Here is a 19,736-nt window from a genome sequence, read left to right as displayed (position 1 = left end):
TCAAATGAGCGAGCAGACGCAGGCGCAGCGGCGGGTGGTCGTGGTCGGCGCGGGCATGGCCGGCGTGCAGACCGCGGTCGCCCTGCGCGAACAGGGATTCAAGGGCACGGTCACGGTGATCGGCGCGGAGCCCCATCAGCCGTACGACCGTCCGCCGCTGTCCAAGGCCGTGCTGCTCGGCAAGGCCGAGGACTCCGCCTTCGACGTGGACTTCGAGGCCCTCGGCATCGAACTGCTGCTCGGCCGCGAGGCGCTGGGCGTACGCCCCGAAGCGCACGAACTGGACACCGAAGCCGGGCCTGTCCCGTACGACGTCCTGGTCCTCGCCACCGGTGCCGAACCGATCCGGCTGCCCGGCACGGAGGGTGTGCCGGGCGTGCATCTGCTGCGCACCCTGGACGACGCCGAACGGCTGCGCCCCGTGCTCGCCCGACAGCACGACATCGTGGTCGTCGGCGCGGGCTGGATCGGCGCCGAGTTCGCCACCGCCGCGCGCGAGGCGGGCTGCGCGGTGACGGTCGTGGAAGCCGCCGACCGGCCGCTCGCGGGCGCGCTGCCCGCCGAGGTGGCCGCGCCGATGACCTCCTGGTACGCCGACGCGGGTGCCGTGCTGCGCACACACGCGCGCGTGGAGCGCGTCGAGCCCGGCGCGGTCGTCCTGGACGACGGCTCCCGGGTGGCCGCGGGCGCGGTCGTGGTGGGTATCGGCGCCCGGCCCGCCACGGCCTGGCTCGCAGGTTCGGGCATCGAACTCGGCGCCCACCGCGAGGTCGTCGCCGACGACCGGCTGCGCACGTCCGCGCCCGACGTCTACGCGGTCGGCGACTGCGCCTCCTTCCCCTCGGGGAGGTACGGCGAGCGCCTGCTGGTCCACCACTGGGACAACGCCCTCCAGGGCCCCCGCACGGTGGCCGCCGACATCCTGGGCGAGACCCGCATGGTCTACGACCCCGTCCCGTACTTCTGGTCCGAGCAGTTCGGCCGCTTCGTCCAGTACGCCGGCCACCACGCGTCCGCCGACACGACGCTGTGGCGCGGCGAGCCGTCGGGCCCCGCCTGGACGGTGTGCTGGCTGCGCGAGAACCGCCTGGTGGCCCTCCTGGCGGTGGGCCGGCCCCGGGACCTGGCCCAGGGCCGCCGCCTGATCGAGGCGGGCACGGAGATGAACCCGGAACTGCTGACGGACCCGGCGAGGCCGCTGAAAGCGGCGACGGCGTAGGAGACAGCCCGGCGGCTCGGGCAGCCCGCCGCGACCGGCCGGGCGGACTCCGCCGGTCCTTGGCGGCCGGGGTGCGGAATCTGGTGACCGGGGCGCGCGCGGTTTCTGGTGACCGGGGCGCGCTTGGTCTCGGCGGCCGGGTCCGCATGGCTCCAGCGACCGGGATCGCCTGGTTCTATGGCGGTCGGCAGCCGGTGATCATGCCCCCCGTTCCCCCGCCGGAGGCGCCCCGGCTTCCGACTGTCAGTGCGGGATGGCACGCTTAATCCCGTGACCGAGATTGACGCAAAGATCGATGCTCTCGTCCCCGCCTGGCTCACCCTCCCCGACATCGCAGAGATGCTCGATGTCGAGGTGACGCGTGTGCGGCAGCTGGTCAAGGACGGCCAGCTCATCGCCGTACGCCGTGGTGAGAACCGTGCGCTGCACGTCCCCGCCGCCTTCATCGACGGGGCCGAGCAGAAGGTCGTCAAGGGCCTGGCCGGGACCCTGACGCTCCTGAGGGACGACGGCTTCACCGACGAAGAGATGCTGGAGTGGCTCTTCACGCCCGACGAGAGCCTGCCCGGCACCCCCGCGCAGGCCCTGAGCGAGAATCGCGGCACGGAGGTGAAGCGCCGCGCCCAGGCGCTCGCCGTCTGATCCGAACCACACCGGCGTACGGGCCGTGACCGCCGAGGCCACGGCCACGGTCCGGCACGGCCCGTACGCCACCGAACCCGGGGGAGACTCACGCATGCCCGACACCACCCGTGACCTGCTCGCCGACGCCCGCGTCTACCTCTGCACGGACGCCCGCAAGCGGCAGGGCGACCTCGCCGAGTTCCTGGACGCGGTCCTGGCCGGGGGCGTCGACATCGTGCAGTTGCGGGACAAGGGCATGGAGGCGGCCGAGGAACTGGAACATCTGCAGGTGTTCGCCGACGCCTGCGCGCGGCACGGCAAGCTCCTCGCGGTCAACGACCGGGCCGACGTCGCCCACGCGGCCGGCGCCGGTGTGCTGCACCTCGGCCAGGGTGACCTGCCCGTCCCCGCCGCCCGCGCGATCCTCGGCGACGACATCCTCATAGGCCGCTCCACGCACGCCGAGGCGGAGGCCGCCGCGGCCGCGGTCCAGGACGGCGTGGACTACTTCTGCACCGGCCCCTGCTGGCCGACCCCCACCAAGCCAGGCCGGCACGCCCCGGGCCTCGACCTGGTCCGGTACACCGCCGCCCTAGGCACCGACCGCCCCTGGTTCGCCATCGGCGGCATCGACCTCGGTAACCTCGACGACGTCCTGGAGGCCGGTGCCCGCCGGGTCGTGGTCGTCCGGGCGATCACCGAGGCGGACGACCCGGGCGCGGCCGCCGCGGAGTTCGCCAAGCGGTTGAGTGACACGGAGTAAGGGGCCGGTATTCGCCGGTCGCATGATCGGCCCGGTGTCCGAGGGGTGGACAACAAGTCGACAAAACAGGCATATTTCCGTGATCCGGTTGGGCGACCGCTCCCCCCTGGCTAACCTGCGGGTATGGCCCTAGGAACCGCATCCACCAGGACTGACCGCGCACGCACGGTGCGTGACATGCTCGCCGCAGGCAAGACGACGTACTCCTTCGAGTTCTCGGCGCCGAAGACCCCCAAGGGTGAGCGGAACCTGTGGAGCGCGCTCAGGAGGGTCGAGGCGGTCGCCCCGGACTTCGTCTCCGTGACCTACGGCGCCGGCGGCTCCACCCGCGCGGGCACCGTCAAGGAGACCCAGCAGATCGTCGCGGACACCACCCTGACCCCGGTCGCCCACCTCACCGCGGTCGACCACTCCGTCGCGGAACTGCGCAACATCATCGGCCAGTACGCCGACGCCGGGATCCGCAACATCCTGGCCGTGCGCGGCGACCCGCCCGGCGACCCGATGGCCGAGTGGGTGGCGCACCCGCAGGGCCTGACCTACGCCGCCGAACTCGTCCGGCTCATCAAGGAGTCGGGCGACTTCTGCGTCGGCGTGGCGGCCTTCCCGGAGATGCACCCGCGCTCGGCCGACTGGGACGCCGACGTCACGCACTTCGTCGACAAGTGCCGCGCCGGCGCCGACTACGCCATCACCCAGATGTTCTTCCAGCCGGAGTCCTATCTGCGGCTGCGTGACCGAGTCCACGCGGCGGGCTGCGCGACCCCCGTCATCCCCGAGATCATGCCCGTGACCAGCGTACGGATGCTGGAGCGGCTACCACAGCTCAGCAACGCGATCATCCCCTCCGTCCTGAAAGAGCGGATCCTCACAGCAAAGGACGATCCGACCGCTGTACGCTCGATCGGAATCGAGTTCGCCACGGAGTTCTGCGCCCGGCTGCTGTCCGAGGGAGTGCCCGGACTGCACTTCATCACGCTCAACAACTCCACGGCGACCCTGGAAATCTACGAAAACCTGGGTCTGCACCATCCACCGCAGGCCTAGACCGGCCGCACGGATATACGACACACTGCGTAGCGGTCACTGGGAGAGGGGCGTACATGGGCTGGACGGTCCTCTACATCGCGTTCGGAATCGTCGCGCTGTGGCTGCTGGGCGAGGTGCTGCTGCAGTACAAGGCACGGCTGCGCTGGCGGCTGCTCGCCTTCGTCGGCTTCCTCGGTGTGGTCCTCGGCGTGCTGATGCCGTCGGTGGTCGTCATCGGGCTGGGCGCGATCGCCTTCGCGGTCGGCCAGACCTACGTCACGCTGTCGTTCCGCCGCGGCTTCGAGCAGGGCTGGGCGGTCAACCCGCCGGCCGCGCTGGGCGGTCTGACCGGCGGCAAGAAGAGCCGTCGTGAGCGCGGCCGTGAGGAGCCCGCCCTGGAGGTCTCCGACCTGGAGGCGGGTGAGGCGGCCCACGGCGACGAGGCCGGGTACGACCAGGGCCGGCCGGACACCTCCGGCTACGGCCACGACGACTACGACCGCGACGACGTCTTCACGCCCGCGCGCTCCGCCGCGCCCACGGCCGCCGAGACCACCTCGGTCTACGAGCCGCAGCCCCTGCCGGACGACACCGGCTCCTACGGCATATACAACGACTCCTCCTACGCCGGTGACCAGTCCTACGCGTCCGCGGGCCAGGCCCAGGACCAGTACGCGACGGCCGCCGCCGACCAGACCTACGGCTACGACGGCTACTCGGGCTACGACCAGCAGCAGTACGGCTACGACCAGACCGGGCAGCAGCAGTACGCCGCCTACTCCGACCCGTACATCGGCACCCAGACCTATGGCGCGGGGTCGTACGACACCTCCTACGGCGGCCAGCAGCAGTTCGTCCAGCAGGGCTACGACCAGTACGGCGGGACGTACGGCGGAGAGACCCCGGCCGGCGGGGTGTGGGTGCCGCAGCAGCGCACCGACGAGTCCTACGGCGGCGAACTCCCCCAGGAGCAGGGGTACTACCAGGACAACAGCGGCCAGGGGCAGCAGAACCAGGGCCAGGGGTACGACGAGCAGTACCGCTTCTGACGCGGCGCGGCTCCGTCACTGAGAACCGCGAAACTCCGGTCCCTCCACGACCAGTCCGGCCACCAGCGAGCCCGACATGCCCGCGTGGGGGAGGCCCCCGCCGGGGTGTGACCAGCCGCCGACCGCGAACAGGCCAGGTATCGCCGTGCTGTTGGACGGGTGCAGGGTGCCCTCGCCGCCGGCCAGCGCGGGCGGCGGAACGGCGCCGCCGACGGCTCCTGTCTCCCACTCGGTGTGCACGGGCGTCCGTACGTCGCGCCAGAGGATCCGCTCACGCAAGCCCGGAATCGCCCGGTCGGCGGCCGCGACCATCCGGTCCGCGAAGGCCTCGACGACTCCCGGCGCGGCCCAGTCGTGGCCCAGACCGCTGGGCACGGTCGCCGACAGCACCACGGACTCGTGGTCCGCGTCGGGACGCAGGGCGGGGTCGTCCGGCCGGTCGATCCGGACCGTGGGGTCGGGCGTCTCCCCGTGCACGAAGAGGTCCAACTCGCCCTCCGGTTCGGGGCCGTACACCACCGTGCGGTGCACGGCGTCCGGCTCCCGCGCTCCGCGCAGGGCGAGGCACACGACGACCCGGCCGGGGTGCAGGTCCTCGGCGTCGGGAAGGACGTCCTTCGCGCCGTAGAGCTCACGACCCGGTACGAGCCCGCGCAGTCGCCAGGGTCCGGTGCCGACGACGGTGTCCGCCTCCACGACCGCCCCGTCGGACAGCTCCAGACCCGCCGCGCGACCGTCCTTCTCCAGGACGCCCGTCACCTCGGCACCGAAGTGGAACTCGACCTTGCGCTGGACGCACCGCTCGTACACCGCCCGCGCCAACTCCCGCATGCCGCCCCGGACATACCAGGTCCCGAAGGCGTGCTCCATGTACGGCAGGACGGCCGCGCTCGCCGGTGCGGTACCGGGGTCGACGCCGTGGGCGAGCGCATGGCCGTACAGCAGGGCCGCGAGCCGCGGGTCCCGCAGCTCCCAGGCGCCGATCTCGTGCAACGTGCAGGCCCGTCGGGTGCGCAGCAGCCGTTTGTGCGGCACCGCGGGGTAGGGCTCGCGCTGCAGCACCTGCCAGTTGGGCCACAGAGGCTCCTCCAGGAGCGGCCTGCGGGTGCGGTCCCAGGCCTCGCGGGCCCGGATGAGGAAGTCGCCCCAGCGTCCGCCCGCGCCCGCGCCGAGGGCCTCGTCCAGTGCGGCGACCACTCCCGCGCGCGAGGCGTTCGGCAGGGACACCTCGGTGCCGTCCGTGAAGACGTGCCGTGACGACGGGTCGACCTGGATCAGCTCGACGACCGACTCCAGCGGCTCCTTGCCGGTCTTGATGAACAGATCGCGGTAGACCGCGGGGAGGGTGAGCAGTCCCGGCCCGGTGTCGAAACCGAACCCGTCCCGCTCGAACCGGCGCACCGCACCGCCGTACGTCTCCGTGCGCTCGTACACCGCCACCCGGTGGCCCGCGACGGCCAGCCGGGCAGCGGCCGCCATCGCGCCCATCCCGGCGCCGATCACCGCAATCCGTGCCATGCCTGCGACTTTATCGGCCGCCACTGACACTCCGCCCGCGGGCAGCCGGCTTGCCGACGCGGACCTGGGGCACACCGTGGCCGGTCGTCAGCCGGCCGGCCGGCCGATGCGTGCCGCGAGGCGTTTCTCCTCCCGGCGTTGGGCTCTGCGGCGTCGGAATCTTCGGATGCGGGAGATCAGGAAGAAGAGCGTCAGCAGACCCGCCAGCAGCAGTACGCCCGCGACGACCGCGGCCGCTTCCGGGTGGAACATCGCGAAGGTGACGACACCGCCGACTCCGAGATCCTCGGCCAGGCTCACGATCACGTTGCTGAAGGGCTCGGGCGAGGCGTTGACCGCCATGCGCGTGCCCGCCTTGACCGTGTGGCTGGCCAGGGCCGTCGAACCGCCGATCAGGCCGGCCGCCACGTCGGAGAGCGAACCGCTCTGACCTGCGAGCAGCGCGCCGACCCAGGCGCCGGCGACGGGGCGGATCACCGTGTGGACCGAGTCCCAGGCCGAGTCGACGTAAGGGATCTTGTCGGCCACCGCCTCGCACAGGAACAGCACGCCCGCTGTGACGAGGACCTCAGGGCGCTGCAGGGTCTCGGGGACGTCGTCGCTCAGCCCCGTCGCGCCGAACACGCCGAGCAGCAGCACCACCGCGTAGGCGTTGACGCCGCTGGCCCAGCCGCTGGTGAACACCAGAGGGAGTACGGACACGGAGGCGATCGTAGCCAGTCGGCCGCGGGCCCGTCTGGGGGTGAGTGCGCAGGACTGAGTATCCGTACCTAGGGGGTGAGATGAGTACGCGCGCGGATGGGCCCCGACCTGCTCGAACGAGAGAGTGGAGCCACGGCGAAGGGGAACGGCTCCGGCACCGGCGACACGGGGCGCCGGAACGGAGCCGCCCCGGATCCGCTCCTTCCGCCGGCCGAGGTCGGCGGGAGCGAGGCACGGGGGAACCCGGGAAAGCGGGGGAACGACCGAACGGGGGCCCAACGGGGGGTACGGGGGAAATCGGGGGAGCAAGAGAAGGCGCCGGTTCGAGGTGGCCCGCGGGGGACGCGGCCACACCGGACCGGCGCTTTCGCATGTCAGCCCCGTGTCATCCGCGGCGCCCGCTCACCCGCCCCTGCAACAGCCGCGACAGCGCCGCGTGCACATCGTCCAGAGAGCGCTCGGGCTGGAAGGACTGCCAGTCCAGGGCGGCCACCAGGACCATGCCGACCAGGGCGGAGGCGGTCAGCGGTACGTCGATCTCGTCGCTGAACTCGCCGTTCTCCACGCCCTCGCGCAGGACGCCCTCCACGACCGCCACGGCCTGCTGACGGACCACCATGAGCGTGGACTTCCATGCCCTGTTGGTGCGCCACAGCTCGGCCACGTACAGCTGTGTGAAGGCCGGGTAGCGGTCGATGAAGACGAGACCGGCCCGGATCATCGCGTCCAGGGCGTCCACCTTGCCGCCACCCGCGCGTGCCGTCGATTCCGCCGCGTCCCTCAAGGAGGCGGTGAGAAGGCCCACGCCGTGCCGCAGCAGTTCCTCGAAGAGGACGGACTTGCTCGCGAAGTTGTAGTAGACCGTGCCCTTCGCGACTCCGGCCCGCTCGGCGATCTCGTCGACCGTGGTGGCGGAGAAGCCCTGCTCGGCGATGAGCGTGACGGCCGCCTCGTAGAGCTTCTGCCGGGTGGCCTCGCGGCGTGTGCTGACGCCCGCGGTGGCGCTGCTGCGTTCCATGGTCCTGATTCTCACAGGTGAGGCCGCCTTTGAGGTCGCGGAAGGGCTCACAGGGTCAGCTCCGGGTGCAGCCGGTCCAGCGTCCACACCTGCCGGCGGCGGGCCGACAGGGCGGTCAGCGCGAGGGCGCCGGCGGTGAAGGCGAGGAGCACCACGCACGCGTGCCACACCGGCGTGAGACCGCCGCCCGTGATGAGCCTCCTGAGGGCATCCACGACGTAGCTCATCGGCAGGAAGGGGTGGATCGCGTTGAAGAAGCCCGGGCTGGTCTGGACGGGGTAGGTGCCGCCCGCGGACGTCAGCTGGAGCATCAGGAGCGCCAGGACGAGGATCCGGCCCGCCGCTCCGAAGCGTGCGTTCAGCCATTGGACGATCGCCGCGAAGCAGGCCGTCACCAGGAAGAGGAAGCCGACGGTCCCCGCCGCCCGCGCCATCTGCAGGCCGATCGCCCAGTGCAGCACCGACATCAGCGCCACCGTCTGCAGCACTCCGATGGCCACCACGGGCAGCCACCCGGCCAGCGCGATCCGCCAGGCCGCGGCACCGGCGGCGAGCGCACGCCGGTTCATCGGTGTGATCAGCATGTACGCCACCATTGCGCCCACCCACAGGGACAGCGGGATGAAGTACGGGGCGAACCCGGTGCCGTAGTTCGGCGCCTTGTGCAGGTCCCTGGAGACCAGTTGGACCGGATCAGCCATCACGTCGGTACGCCGGTCGCGGTCCTTCTTGTCGTAGTCGGGGATCTGCGAGGCGCCGTCGTGCAGTCCGTCGGAAAGCTTCCCTGAGCCGTCGGCGAGCTTGTACATGCCGCCGCTCAGGTCGTCGGCCCCGGTCCTGAGCCGGCCGACGCCCTCGTCCAGGTCCTGTGCGCCGGTCCTCGCCGTGCCGAGGCCGGAGTGGAGCGTCCTGGCGCCGGCGGCGACCTGGCCCGCGCCCTGGTTCAGCTTGTTGATCTTCGCTACGGCGTCGTCCAGGTCCTCGGAGAGGCGTGGCGCCCGGTCGGCGAGCGCGCGGGCCTGCTGCTGGAGCGTGGCGAGCCGGCTGTCGAGCTTCTTCAGATCACCGTTCTGGTCGGCGACGAGCGCGTTGACGTCGTCGGCGACCTTCGAAACGTCGGCGGCAGCCTGCGCGGCCTTCTTCAGATCGGCGCAGGCGGGGTCCGGCAGCACCGGGTCCGTACAGCGCGCCTTATAGACGGCGTTCAGGGTGTCGGTGGCCTTGTGTGCCCCCTTGGCGGCCGCCGGGGCGGTCCTCACCAGGGTGTCGAGGTTGTGGCGGACGGCTCCGGCCGAGTCGGCGACGAGCCGGGCGGTGTCGCCGATGGTCTTCTCGTTGCCTTCGAGGAAGGGGCCCACCTTGTCCGCGACCCCGTTGACCTTGGCGGCGAGGCTCTGGGTCCCGTCGGCGACCTGTTGTGCGCCGTCGGCGAGGTCGCCCGAGCCGGTGTCGAGCTTCGCCAGCCCGTCGGAGAGCTTCCCGCTGCCCGTCTCGGCGTCCTTCAGGCCCGTGGCGAGGTCCTCGGATCCCTTCTCCGCCTTGCCGATGCCGCCTTCCAGGTCGTCGGCCCCGTTGGCGGCCTTCACCGTGGCGCCGTGGATGTCGGAGAAGGAGATGAAGATCCGGTCCAGGAAGGACCGCGACGCCTTCGTGGACGCGGCCCGGCGCACCTCGGCGAAGACCGTCCTGGAGATCTGCCCGACGATGTAGTTGTTCGAGTCGTTCGTACGGACCTGGAGGGCGCCGGTCTCGGGGGAGTCACCCGCACTGGAGGCGATCCGCTTGCTGAAGTCGGCCGGCATGGTCAGCGACAGGTAGTAGGTGCCGTTCTCGACGCCCTTTCGTGCCTGTCGGGCGCTCACCTGGTGCCACTCGAAGGTGTCGCTCTCGCGCAACCCTTTGGTGAGGTCGTCGCCCGCGGTCAGTTTCCTGCCGTCGGCGGTGGCGCCCCTGTCGTCGTTCACGAGGGCGACGGGGATGCGGTCCAAGCGGCCGTACGGGTCCCAGAAGGACCACAGATACAGGGCGCCGTACAGCAGCGGCAGCACGAGCAGCGCCACCAGGGCGGCGCGCGGCAGCTTCCCCCTGCCGAAGCGGCGCAGCTCAAGCGCGGCCAGTTTCGGCGAGCGCATCGGCCGTCTCCTTCCGGGTGTGCGTGTCCTCTTGCGGTTCAGGTCGCGTGGACACCGTCACGGCGTCCTCCGGGGCCTCACTGCACACCGCCACGACCGTCGTCCCGGCCGCGGCGAGGGACCTCAGCAGCGCCCAGGCCTCGGTCCGCTCGGCGTCCGACAGCTTCAGGTCCAGGTCGTCGACGGCGAGCAGCCGCGGGCGGCCTATCAGGGCCAGGGCGATCGACAGCCGCAGCGCTTCCAGGCGTTCCAGATCGCGTACGGCCGTTCGCTCGCCCTTCGGCAGCGTCTGTGGGTCGAGCCCGGCGGCCGCCAACGCGGTGTCGATCCGCAGCCTCGCCTCGGCCGTACGCTCCGCGCGGGGTCGCAGCAGGGCGCGCACCGAATCGCCGAACCGGCGCTGCAGCAGCGTCCGTTCGCGCAGGTGCTCCCCGACGGTCAGGGCCGGGTCGAGGTCGGTGACCCCTGAGACGTTCGTCGGCGCGCTGAACCGGCGTACCGCCGCCAACTGCTTCGGCAGCCGCGCCCCGCCTACGGTCGCCGTCCCATCGGTGGCCTTCATCCGCCCCGTGAGCGCGAGCAGCAGGCTCGTACGGCCGGACCCCGAGGGCCCCTCCACGGCGATCAACGCGCCGGGCTCCGCGGCGAGGTCGACCCCGCGGAACGCCCAGCCGCGAGGCCCCTTGAGCCCGAAACCCTCGGCCGTGACAGCGATTCCGTCCACGGCCACCCCCTGATCTTCTTGAATCGAGAACTTTTTGAACTGACTGGTCAGTGCAAAAACTAACCCGAACCTTCGATCGAAGCAAAAGCCCAGGTCAGAACGGATTGTCAGTGGCATACCTCACGATGGGCACATACGGCACTCCGTAGCGGGATGTGCCGGCAACCAGACGACAGGAGGTTCGTCATGGCCAGCTATCACGCAGCCGCCGCCCGTCGGCGCCGCGCCACCGGCCCTGCCCCCTCACTGACCGGCCCGGCGAGCGACGTACACCCCGTGCTGCGCCGGACGACGGCCCCACCCGCTGCCCTCGACCTGCTCGCCCAGGCCCGAGCCGGCCTCGACGAGGCCTCGGCGCTGGAGACGCCGAACGAGCGCTATGCGACGGCGCATCTCGCCGCCCTGCGCACCGCGGCCGCCGTGCTCGCCGCGCGGGGGCGTCCGGAGCCGACGCCCCGACGCCGCGCCAAGATCCGGAGCGCCTGGGAAGTGCTCCCCGAGATAGCGCCCGAGCTCACCGAGTGGAGCGCGCTGTTCGCCTCCGGGGCCCGGCGCCGCGCCCGGGCCGAGGCCGGCATCCAGGGCGCGGCCAGCCGCCGGGACGCGGACGACCTCATACGCGACGTGGCGATGTTCCTGCGCCTCGTCGAGCGGATGCTGGTGCTCCAGCCGGTCCTGCCCCAACCCCGCCAGGACGCGGACCAGCCCGAGGAGGACGCCGACCACACCGACCGCGGCCGCGACTTTCCGGACGCGGGCTGAACTCGGCGACTCCGGTGCTTGTTCCGCAGGGGATGGTCCGGCAGACCGTCTCGACGGCGGCGGCCTGGAGGGACGCCCCGCGGTTGGGGACCGGGGCGTGCCACGAGGGAGGCCCAGGACACAGCCCCACGCGGTGCCCCGGCAAACCGACCCTCGACCGGGGGTGGACCCGCCTCCCCGGCGTGGATCGCAGACACCGCCCGTGGATCACCCCGCCGAGTCTCAGGCGCCGCCTTCCCGGCTCGTGCGAGCCGCGGAGTGTCCTCCGTGGACGATCCTGCAGAGCCGCAGGTGCCGTCTCCTCGCCTCGCTCCGGCGTGGATCGCAGACACCGCCCGTGGATCGTTCCGCCGAGTCTCAAGCGCGGCCTTCCCGGCCCGGTGCGAGCCGCGGAGTGCCTCTGCCGACCGCCCCGTCGAGCATCTCCTTGCACCGCCCCGTGCCCCACCCCAGCCACCAGTCGTCTCCCGTCGCCCGCCCGGTGGGACGTGCCCCCGGCCGCGGCACCGCGATGGCTGGGCGCGGTGGCGGAGGCAATAGGGTGGGGAGCGCCTGAAGCCTCCCCGTCCACGCCCCCGGCCGGGAAGGCGCCCCGATCGCTCCGCCGTGCAACGGGCGGTGCCGCGCCGAGGAGTCAACTGCCGTGTCGGACCCGCTGCGACCCCGCGCCTCTCTCCGTACCGCCGTGGTCTGGGAGGTCCTCCAGGACGCCCTCGACCGCCGGGTCAAGGCCACGGGACGCCAGGCGCTGGACGTCCTCGACACCGGAGGCGGCAGCGGCAACTTCGCCGTGCCCGTCGCCCGCCTCGGCCACCAGGTCACCGTCGTCGACCCCAGCCCCAACGCACTGTTCGCCCTGGAGCGCCGCGCGGCCGAGGCCGGAGTCGCCGACCGGGTGCGAGGTGTCCAGGGCGACGCCCACGGCCTCTTCGACGTGGCCGAGCGCGGCGGCTACGACGTGGTGCTGTGCCACGGCGTCCTGGAGTACGTGGACGACCCGGCCGAGGGCGTGCGCAACGTCGTGGCCGCCCTGCGCCCCGAGGGCGTCCTCAGTCTGCTCGCCGCCGGTCTCGGCGGTGCCGTGCTCGCCCGGGCCCTGGCCGGCCACTTCAAGGAGGCCAGGCAGGCGCTCGCCGACCCGAACGGCCGCTGGGGCGACGGCGACCCCGTGCCGCGCCGCTTCACCGCCGAACAGCTCACCGCGCTCGTCGAGGGCGCGGGCCTCACCGTAGGCGCGGTGCACGGTGTGCGGGTCTTCGCCGACCTCGTCCCCGGCGTGCTCGTGGACACCGAGCCCGGCGCCCTGGAAGCCCTGCTGAAGCTGGAGGAGGCGGCGGCCGAGCTCCCCGCCTTCCGCTCCGTGGCCACACAGCTCCATGTGCTCGGCGAGACCCGGGAGGCAGCCGAGGCCTGAGCCGCCCCCTGTGCCGGAGTGCTGATCAGGTACTTGATGGCACATGGAGTACGCCACAGGCCCCCCGATCGCGCGCGCGGCGCCGTATGATCGAGGGAGACCGCCCGGCATGACGGGACGGCCGCTGGGGAATGACAAGATTCAGCAGCCGGAGCGTTCATGGCGGAATCCGGTTGGCCAATTGGCGCAGAGGGGCGGGTTTCACGGGGGCGATTCCCTGCCTATCCTGAAGGGACCCCCCGAGTCGCCCCGGCGACTGCACGATGAGGAGGACTCCGTGCCGCTCTCGGAGCACGAGCAGCGCATGCTCGAGCAGATGGAGCGAGCGCTGTACGCCGAAGATCCCAAGTTCGCGTCGGCGCTCGAGGGAAGCGGGCTGCGTACGTACACCCGGCGGCGGGTCTACCAGGCAGTTGCCGGCTTCCTCGTAGGTATCGCGCTCCTCATGGCCGGTATGGTCGCCAAGCAGGTGTGGCTCAGTGTGGTGGGCTTCCTCGTCATGCTGGGTTGTGCGGTGCTCGCCGTGACCGGCTGGCGCAAGGCCCCCAAGCCGGGCGAGCAGCCTGCCGCGGGCGCCCCGCATGCCCGTCGCCAGGGACGCCAGAAGCGCTCGATGATGGATCGGATCGAGCAGCGCTGGCAGCGGCGACGAGACGAGCAGGGCGGCCAGTAGCCGGCGGCCGAGCAGCTCCCACAGATGTTCTGAGGGGGTGAGCACCCAGCCCGGTGCTCACCCCCTCACGTATGTCCTCAAGCTCGCGCGTGTCCTCAGGAGGTCACCCCCACCCGTCTCCGCAGGACACTCCCACCCCTGGCAAGACGGTGGCCCGGGCCTGTGCAAGGCCCGGGCCACCGTCGTTCCGCCGTCTGCGTGCGGCGCTTTTCAGCCTTGCTGACCGAACGGCTTGCGCAGGGTCGGCCGGATCGCCGCCGCCCGTGCCCTGACCCCGGCCCACCACTCCGACGCCGCCCACGCCACCCGTGCGGTGGAACGCGGGGCGATGAGCGCGCGCGCCCGCGTGGCCCGGCCGACCGAGCCGCGCAGTCCGCCGATCATCCGGTAGACGTCCTGGGCGAGGCCGGCCGTCGGCCGGGGGCGCGGGGCGTAGAGCACCTGCTCCACGGCGTCCGCGACCCGGTGCACCGAGGCCGCGGCCGTCGGATCGAGATGCCCCAGCCGTACGATCCGCGCCGCCGCCTTGCGCGGCGTCTGCGAGTCGTCCGGCAGGATCCCGAAGTCCCACGCCGTGTCCGTCAGCTCCTCCCAGGCCGCCAGGGCATGCGCGGCGGCACCCGCATCACTGCGGCCGTGCCCGCCCAGGCGTACCGAACGGGTGCGCAGCCGCCACAGCATCGGCGCCAAGGGGATCAACAGCACGAGCAGCCCCACGAACACCCAGAACAGCAGCCCCACGGGCCACCACGGGCCCTGTACGGCCCACCAGGGGCCGCCACCGTCCCCGGCCGCCGCGGCCGCGGGCGACGCGCTGTCGCACGCCTCCAGCTTCCGCAGCTGGGCCGAGCAGTTCTCGCTCGCCGAGGGGGAGGCCGACGGCGCCGTGGACGAACCCGCGGACGGCCGCGGCACGTCGGGGGTCAGACTTCCGGTGGCGTCCGGGACGGTGTACGAGGGCACCGTGCCCCGAGTCGGGGTGGGCTCGAAGCGGGTCCAGCCCACCCCCTCGAAGTACAGCTCGGGCCAGGCGTGGGCGTCCTTGAGCCCCACCGAGATCGAACCGTCCGCCTGCGGGGTGCCCGGCGCGAAGCCCACCGCGACCCGGGCCGGAATGCCCAGGGAGCGGGCCATCGCCGCCATGGCGAAGGAGAAGTGCACGCAGAAGCCCTGCTTGTCCCGCAGGAAGTTGGCGATCGCGTTGGGCCCGTCGCCGACCTCCACCTTGGTGTCGTACTCGAAGCCGCCGGTCACCGCGAAGTAGTCCTGGAGCGCGACCGCCTGCTCATAGGGGTTCTTCGCGCCCGCGGTGACCTCGCGGGCGGTCTTGGCCACCACGGATGGCACCGAGTCGGGCATCTTGGTGTAGTCGCGCTCGATGGCCGAAGGCGCGGTCGGCGCCGACGCGAGCTGCTCGGCCGTCGGCTGCACGTCCAGGCTCTTCACCTGGTACGTCAGCCCGCGCGTGTTCTGCCCGTGGTCGCCGACGAGCGCCATCCCCTCGGGCTCGTAGCGCCAGCTGCCCCGGATCTTCACGCCGCTCGGCGGGTACGGCATCGGCAGGTAGTCCTGCGCGTACCAGTTCGCCGCCTCGATGGTCGTCTCCACCTCCGCGCGTTTGACGTCGCCGCCGAGTCCGACCGGGGTGGGGAAGTCGTCCGGTACGGCCTTGATGGGCCGCTTGGACGGCTTCCAGGTCCGGCCGTCGAACTCGTCCAGGGAGACGATCCGCAGGTACAGGTTGGAGATGTCGGTGTCGCTCCCGGTCCGCACGGACAGCACCTGACGGTCCTCGTCCACGTTCAGGCTGTCGCGCAGGGTGAGCAGCGGGTTGACGGCGGAGATCGTGCCGCCGTTGCCGTTTCCGGCGCCCACGCCCGCGCCGGTGGCGTCCAGGAGGCCGCCGTTCAGCGTGGGCAGGGAGGCCGATACCGCGAGGGCGACGCCGAGGCTCGCCACGCCGATCCGCCGACCGGTGCGCACCGGCGCCACCGGCCCGGAGTCGGCGCCCGGGCCGCGCGCGGCCCCGCCGAAGACGCGGCCCCACTGCGAGAGCCGCTCCCGTCCCTCGGCCAGCAGCAGCAGCAGATAGCCGGCCCCCGCGACCAGGAACCAGAACCAGTCGCCATGTCCTTCGGACAGCCCCGCGGCGACGGAGTACAGCGCGAGCAGCGGCAGGCCCGCCGGGGCCGCGCTGCGGAAGGTCACCGCGAGGATGTCCACCACGAGTCCGATGATCAGGACTCCGCCGAAGACCATCAGCTTGATGCCCTCGGACGCCAGCGGCGCCGGGATCGCATAGCGCGCGATGTCGTCGCCGCCCTGCTGGAGCAGGTCCCCGAAGTGCACGAAGGCGCCGGGGCCGGGGATCAGCCCGAAGAGGGCCTGGTCGCGGGCGAAGATCAGGGTCAGCATGACCAGCGTGACGAGGGTCTGGGCCGCCACCGTCAGGGGACGGGCCAGCGGGATCCGCCGGGTCGCCGCGCCCACGACCGTCTGCACACCGAGCAGGAAGGCTGCCTGCACGATCCAGGTGACCGGCTCGACCAGCGGGATCAGAGCGCACGCGGCCATCAGCGTGGCCGCCCACGCGCACAGCGCCACTCGTGCCCGCCCGCTCATCACGGCCCCTCCCCGGCGCCGGCCACGCCGACGCCCGTGCGCTCGCGGTCCGCGAGGCGCCACAGCTCCTCCAGCGAGGCGCCCCGGGGCACACCCAGTGCCGTCCAGCCCGCCTCGCGCAGCATCCGCAGCCGCTCCTCGCGCTCCTGCAGCGCCCCGGGCACGCCGGTCGGTTCCCGCACCCAGCTCTCGCTGTCGAGCACGAAGGCGAGTGCGCCCCCGCTGCGCTGCCGCATCTTGGCGACCACCGTGGCCTGCTCCTCGTCGAGGTCGCCGAAGAAGGCCACCAGCAGTCCTTCGTTCCCCCTGCGCAGCACGTCGTACGCGCGCGACAGGCCGGTGTCGTCGGAGTGGTCGATCACCGCGAGCGTGTCCATCATCAGCCCGGCCGCGTCCGCCGTCCCCTGGCTGGCGCCCGCGAAGCCGTCCGCGCCCTCGCCGGGCACGGAGTTGCCGGTGTCCGTCAACAGCCGGACGGAAAAGCCCCGTTCGAGCATGTGGACCAGGACGGAGGCGGCGCCCGAGACGGCCCACTCGAACGCCGAGTCCGGGCCCGCGCCCGCGTAGGCCAGGCCCCGGGTGTCCAGGAGCACCGTGCACCGGGCGCGCTGGGGCTGTTCCTCGCGGCGCACCATCAGCTCGCCGTAGCGGGCGGTGGAACGCCAGTGCACCCGGCGCAGGTCGTCGCCGTAGCGGTAGCCGCGCGGGATGGCGTCGTCCTCGCCGGCCAGGGCGAGCGAGCGCTGCCGCCCGTCGCCGTACCCCTTCGCCTCGCCGTTCAGCCGCACCGGCGGCAGCGCCTCCACGCGCGGGATCACGGTCAGGGTGTCGTACGTCGAGAAGGAGCGGGTCAGTTCGCACATGCCGAACGGGTCGGTCAGGCGCAGCTGGAGCGGGCCGAGTGGGTAGCGGCCCCGCAGGTCGGAGCGGACCCGGTAGGACACCTCACGGCGGCCGCCCGGCTCGACGCGGTCGAGCACGAAGCGGGGGCGCGGGCCGAGGACGTAGGGGACCCGGTCCTGGAGCATCAGCAGACCGGTGGACAGCCGTGAGACGTTGTCCATCCGCAGGTGGACGCGGGCCTCGCTGCCGGCGGGCACGCGCGCGGGGGAGAGCCTTCGGCTGCCCGCGACCCGGTAGCGGGTGCGGTAGAGCACGGTGGCGCAGAGCAGGGGCAGCACGGCCAGCATCAGGCCAACCCGCAGCAGGTTGCTCTGGCCGAGGACGCAGGCGCAGATGGCCGCGGCGATACCGGCGGCGAAGAAGGACCGGCCCCGGGTGGTCAGACCCGCCAGCGCGGTACGCACCCCGCCCTTGTCGCCCCGGTCGGCCTCGGGGCCGTCGGCCGCGGGCACCCCGGTGGACATCACAGGCCCCGCGGCGGCTGCTGCGGATACGCGGGTGCGGTGCGGCCGATCCCGAGGCCGCCCTGCTGGGGCGCGGCGGGAACCGGGGTGCGCTGGAGGATCTCCTGCACGACCTGCTCCGCGGTGCGCCGGTTCAGCTGGGCCTGGGCGGTGGGCAGCAGACGGTGGGCGAGGACGGCCACGGCGAGCGCCTGGATGTCGTCCGGCAGCGCGAACTCCCGGCCGCTGAGGGCGGCGGAGGCCTTGGCGGCGCGCAGCAGGTGCAGCGTCGCGCGCGGGGACGCGCCGAGTCTGAGGTCGGGGTGCGTGCGGGTGGCGGAGACCAGGTCGACGGCGTACCGCCGGACCGTTTCGGCGACGTGGACGCCGCGGACGGCCTCGACCAGCTTCACGATGTCGTGCGCGTGCGCCACCGGCTGGAGGTCGTCCAGCGGGTTCACCCCGCCGTGGATGTCGAGCATCTGCAGCTCGGCGTCCGCGCTGGGGTAGCCGATGGAGACCCGGGCCATGAAACGGTCGCGCTGGGCCTCCGGCAGCGGATACGTGCCCTCCATCTCGACCGGGTTCTGCGTGGCCACCACCATGAAGGGGCTCGGCAGCTCGTAGGTCTGCCCGTCGATGGTGACCTGGCGCTCCTCCATCGACTCCAGAAGCGCCGACTGGGTCTTCGGCGAGGCGCGGTTGATCTCGTCGCCGATCACTATCTGCGCGAAGATCGCACCCGGTTTGAACTCGAAGTCCCGGCGCTGCTGATCCCAGATGGACACACCCGTGATGTCCGAGGGCAGCAGGTCGGGCGTGAACTGGATGCGGCGCACCGAGCAGTCGATGGACCGCGCCAGCGCCTTGGCCAGCATGGTCTTGCCGACGCCGGGGACATCCTCGATCAGAAGATGTCCCTCGGCGAGCAGCACGGTCAGCGAAAGCCGAACGACCTCGGGCTTCCCCTCGATCACGCCCTCCACCGAACTGCGTACCCGCTCCACGACGGCGGTCAGATCAGTGAGGCTCGCTCGATCGTCATAGGTGGTCACCCGGCCCTCCTCGGCCCGTACTTTCCGGGCCGACGCTCTGTGATGCGTAACCGGCCCACCCCGAATCACGGACACCACGCGAGAAAAGTTCCGCGTGACGCCACAACCGCATTCTTGCTGCCGTTACCGATTCGTGTCACTCGACTGTGGACAACTGGCTGCACTATGTCGGGTCTTACGGCGTTTTGGGCACCCTGAGGGCCGAAATCAACAGCGAAACGACAGCTACGGCAGCCGCTTACGCGGGGTCGATCTCGCGCAGCAGACCCGTCTTCACGTCGAACACGAAGCCGCGCACGTCGTCGGTGTGCACCAGGAACGGCGAGGTGCGCACCCGCTGCATGGACTGCCGTACGTCCTGGTCGACGTCCCGGAAGGCCTCCACCGCCCACGCCGGACGCTGGCCCACCTCCATCTCCAGCTCGGTGCGGAAGTCCTCGGTGATCGCCTCCAGGCCGCAGCCCGTGTGGTGGATCAGGACGATGCTGCGGGTGCCGAGCTTGCGCTGGCTGATGGTGAGCGAGCGGATCACGTCGTCGGTGACCACGCCGCCCGCGTTGCGGATGGTGTGGCAGTCGCCGAGCTCCAGGCCGAGCGCGGCGTGCAGGTCGAGTCGGGCGTCCATGCAGGCCACGACGGCAACGTGCAGCACCGGCCGGGCGTCCATACCGGGGTCGGTGAACGCGGCGGCGTACCGCTCGTTGGCGTCGACAAGGCGATCGGTCACACGGCCGCCGGGGGATATGGCGCCTTCGGTGGGAACGGATGCGGAAGTCGTCATAACCATGACGGTACTGGTCACCGCTGTTCCGGTCCTGCCGTGAGAAGGGAAAAAGAGCGTCATCACGTCCTCTGTGTGAGGTACCCCACATGCATCTCGGGTGCACCCGAACGGGTGTTTTCCGCCCTTTCATGGCGTCGAGTCCGCACCGGGGCGCGACGCGCAGGCCGGTTGATTGACCGCGAGAGGCCGTGGACTAAAGTGACGCGAAGCGGGAGGCGAGGCCTCCCTGCTGGACTTTCCCCGGAGACCCCGGCGATTTTCCGGAGATCTCCCCACGTGCGCGGCGCGTACGTACGGCTCGG

Annotated in this window: 17 protein-coding genes; 8 read left to right on the top strand and 9 right to left on the bottom strand. The window is 71.9% G+C overall.

Annotated features, from left to right (window positions below; all coding sequences use genetic code 11):
• The first annotated feature begins 4 nt into the window (after positions 1-4).
• From ACIBJB_RS00620 to ACIBJB_RS00600, 5 genes are all read left to right on the top strand, one after another.
• Positions 5-1,219 carry an NAD(P)/FAD-dependent oxidoreductase gene (locus tag ACIBJB_RS00620; protein ID WP_398925051.1) on the top strand — a complete coding sequence of 405 codons (1,215 nt, stop codon included), beginning with the start codon at positions 5-7 and terminating at the stop codon, positions 1,217-1,219.
• A gap of 270 nt (positions 1,220-1,489) precedes the next feature.
• Entirely contained in the window at positions 1,490-1,861 is a 372-nt protein-coding gene (locus ACIBJB_RS00615; RefSeq protein ID WP_020119884.1) for an Rv2175c family DNA-binding protein, read from the top strand.
• 94 nt (positions 1,862-1,955) lie between these two features.
• Positions 1,956-2,606 carry a thiamine phosphate synthase gene (gene thiE, locus ACIBJB_RS00610; RefSeq protein ID WP_398925049.1) on the top strand — a complete coding sequence of 217 codons (651 nt, stop codon included), beginning with the start codon at positions 1,956-1,958 and terminating at the stop codon, positions 2,604-2,606.
• Positions 2,607-2,729: 123 nt separating this feature from the next.
• A complete protein-coding gene (gene metF / locus ACIBJB_RS00605) occupies positions 2,730-3,653 on the top strand; it encodes a methylenetetrahydrofolate reductase [NAD(P)H] (protein ID WP_398925047.1) in 924 nt (307 codons plus the stop codon).
• Between the two features lie 56 nt (positions 3,654-3,709).
• Positions 3,710-4,684 carry a hypothetical protein gene (locus ACIBJB_RS00600; RefSeq protein WP_398925045.1) on the top strand — a complete coding sequence of 325 codons (975 nt, stop codon included), beginning with the start codon at positions 3,710-3,712 and terminating at the stop codon, positions 4,682-4,684.
• Between the two features lie 15 nt (positions 4,685-4,699).
• Here ACIBJB_RS00600 and ACIBJB_RS00595 read toward each other — a convergent pair whose 3' ends face one another.
• The 5 genes from ACIBJB_RS00595 to ACIBJB_RS00575 form a co-directional block, all read right to left on the bottom strand.
• Complete coding sequence (locus ACIBJB_RS00595) at positions 4,700-6,202, bottom strand: phytoene desaturase family protein (protein ID WP_398925043.1); 1,503 nt, start codon at positions 6,200-6,202, stop codon at positions 4,700-4,702.
• An 87-nt stretch (positions 6,203-6,289) separates the two neighbouring features.
• A complete protein-coding gene (locus ACIBJB_RS00590; RefSeq protein WP_398925041.1) occupies positions 6,290-6,904 on the bottom strand; it encodes a DUF4126 domain-containing protein in 615 nt (204 codons plus the stop codon).
• Between the two features lie 385 nt (positions 6,905-7,289).
• Positions 7,290-7,922, bottom strand: coding sequence for a TetR/AcrR family transcriptional regulator (locus ACIBJB_RS00585; RefSeq protein ID WP_398925039.1), 633 nt, complete (start codon positions 7,920-7,922; stop codon positions 7,290-7,292).
• A gap of 47 nt (positions 7,923-7,969) precedes the next feature.
• Entirely contained in the window at positions 7,970-10,054 is a 2,085-nt protein-coding gene (locus tag ACIBJB_RS00580; RefSeq protein ID WP_398925037.1) for a YhgE/Pip family protein, read from the bottom strand.
• Entirely contained in the window at positions 10,026-10,784 is a 759-nt protein-coding gene (locus ACIBJB_RS00575) for an ATP-binding cassette domain-containing protein (RefSeq protein ID WP_398925035.1), read from the bottom strand. Before ACIBJB_RS00575 ends, ACIBJB_RS00580 begins: the two co-directional genes overlap by 29 nt.
• Before the next feature lie 180 nt (positions 10,785-10,964).
• On the opposite strand from ACIBJB_RS00575, the gene ACIBJB_RS00570 reads away from it, so the two are divergent.
• The 3 genes from ACIBJB_RS00570 to ACIBJB_RS00560 all read left to right on the top strand — a co-directional run bounded on the left by ACIBJB_RS00570 (position 10,965) and on the right by ACIBJB_RS00560 (position 13,627).
• Positions 10,965-11,540 (top strand): SAV_6107 family HEPN domain-containing protein, encoded by a 576-nt coding sequence (locus tag ACIBJB_RS00570; protein WP_398925033.1) that lies wholly within the window; start codon positions 10,965-10,967, stop codon positions 11,538-11,540.
• Positions 11,541-12,183: 643 nt separating this feature from the next.
• On the top strand, positions 12,184-12,954 hold the full coding sequence (locus tag ACIBJB_RS00565) for a methyltransferase (protein ID WP_398925031.1): 771 nt from the start codon (positions 12,184-12,186) through the stop codon (positions 12,952-12,954).
• 277 nt (positions 12,955-13,231) lie between these two features.
• Complete coding sequence (locus tag ACIBJB_RS00560) at positions 13,232-13,627, top strand: DUF3040 domain-containing protein (RefSeq protein ID WP_057618523.1); 396 nt, start codon at positions 13,232-13,234, stop codon at positions 13,625-13,627.
• 210 nt (positions 13,628-13,837) lie between these two features.
• On the opposite strand, the gene ACIBJB_RS00555 is transcribed toward ACIBJB_RS00560, so the two are convergent.
• From ACIBJB_RS00555 to ACIBJB_RS00540, 4 genes are all read right to left on the bottom strand, one after another.
• Complete coding sequence (locus ACIBJB_RS00555; protein WP_398925029.1) at positions 13,838-16,249, bottom strand: DUF3488 and DUF4129 domain-containing transglutaminase family protein; 2,412 nt, start codon at positions 16,247-16,249, stop codon at positions 13,838-13,840.
• Positions 16,249-17,616: a DUF58 domain-containing protein gene (locus ACIBJB_RS00550; RefSeq protein ID WP_398925027.1), complete on the bottom strand. Its 1,368-nt coding sequence runs from the start codon at positions 17,614-17,616 to the stop codon at positions 16,249-16,251. The genes ACIBJB_RS00555 and ACIBJB_RS00550 overlap by 1 nt, the downstream gene beginning before the upstream one ends.
• On the bottom strand, positions 17,616-18,650 hold the full coding sequence (locus ACIBJB_RS00545) for an AAA family ATPase (protein ID WP_398925025.1): 1,035 nt from the start codon (positions 18,648-18,650) through the stop codon (positions 17,616-17,618). The genes ACIBJB_RS00550 and ACIBJB_RS00545 overlap by 1 nt, the downstream gene beginning before the upstream one ends.
• Positions 18,651-18,888: 238 nt before the next feature.
• A complete protein-coding gene (locus ACIBJB_RS00540; protein ID WP_266565988.1) occupies positions 18,889-19,494 on the bottom strand; it encodes a carbonic anhydrase in 606 nt (201 codons plus the stop codon).
• Between the last annotated feature and the right edge of the window lie 242 nt (positions 19,495-19,736).

It is taken from the genome of Streptomyces sp. NPDC050759 (assembly GCF_044456945.1).
Taxonomy (GTDB): Bacteria; Actinomycetota; Actinomycetes; order Streptomycetales; family Streptomycetaceae; genus Streptomyces.
This window is presented reverse-complemented; position numbering and strand designations above follow the sequence as displayed.

What these genes read in the sequence shown, in the direction of transcription:
- ACIBJB_RS00620 (WP_398925051.1), top strand. Translation starts at nt 5, where the DNA reads ATGAGCGAGCAGACGCAGGCGCAGCGGCGGGTGGTCGTGGTCGGCGCG.
- thiE (WP_398925049.1), top strand. Translation starts at nt 1,956, where the DNA reads ATGCCCGACACCACCCGTGACCTGCTCGCCGACGCCCGCGTCTACCTC.
- metF (WP_398925047.1), top strand. Translation starts at nt 2,730, where the DNA reads ATGGCCCTAGGAACCGCATCCACCAGGACTGACCGCGCACGCACGGTG.
- ACIBJB_RS00600 (WP_398925045.1), top strand. Translation starts at nt 3,710, where the DNA reads ATGGGCTGGACGGTCCTCTACATCGCGTTCGGAATCGTCGCGCTGTGG.
- ACIBJB_RS00595 (WP_398925043.1), bottom strand. Translation starts at nt 6,202, where the DNA reads ATGGCACGGATTGCGGTGATCGGCGCCGGGATGGGCGCGATGGCGGCC.
- ACIBJB_RS00585 (WP_398925039.1), bottom strand. Translation starts at nt 7,922, where the DNA reads ATGGAACGCAGCAGCGCCACCGCGGGCGTCAGCACACGCCGCGAGGCC.
- ACIBJB_RS00580 (WP_398925037.1), bottom strand. Translation starts at nt 10,054, where the DNA reads ATGCGCTCGCCGAAACTGGCCGCGCTTGAGCTGCGCCGCTTCGGCAGG.
- ACIBJB_RS00570 (WP_398925033.1), top strand. Translation starts at nt 10,965, where the DNA reads ATGGCCAGCTATCACGCAGCCGCCGCCCGTCGGCGCCGCGCCACCGGC.
- ACIBJB_RS00555 (WP_398925029.1), bottom strand. Translation starts at nt 16,249, where the DNA reads ATGAGCGGGCGGGCACGAGTGGCGCTGTGCGCGTGGGCGGCCACGCTG.
- ACIBJB_RS00550 (WP_398925027.1), bottom strand. Translation starts at nt 17,616, where the DNA reads ATGTCCACCGGGGTGCCCGCGGCCGACGGCCCCGAGGCCGACCGGGGC.
- ACIBJB_RS00540 (WP_266565988.1), bottom strand. Translation starts at nt 19,494, where the DNA reads ATGACGCTCTTTTTCCCTTCTCACGGCAGGACCGGAACAGCGGTGACC.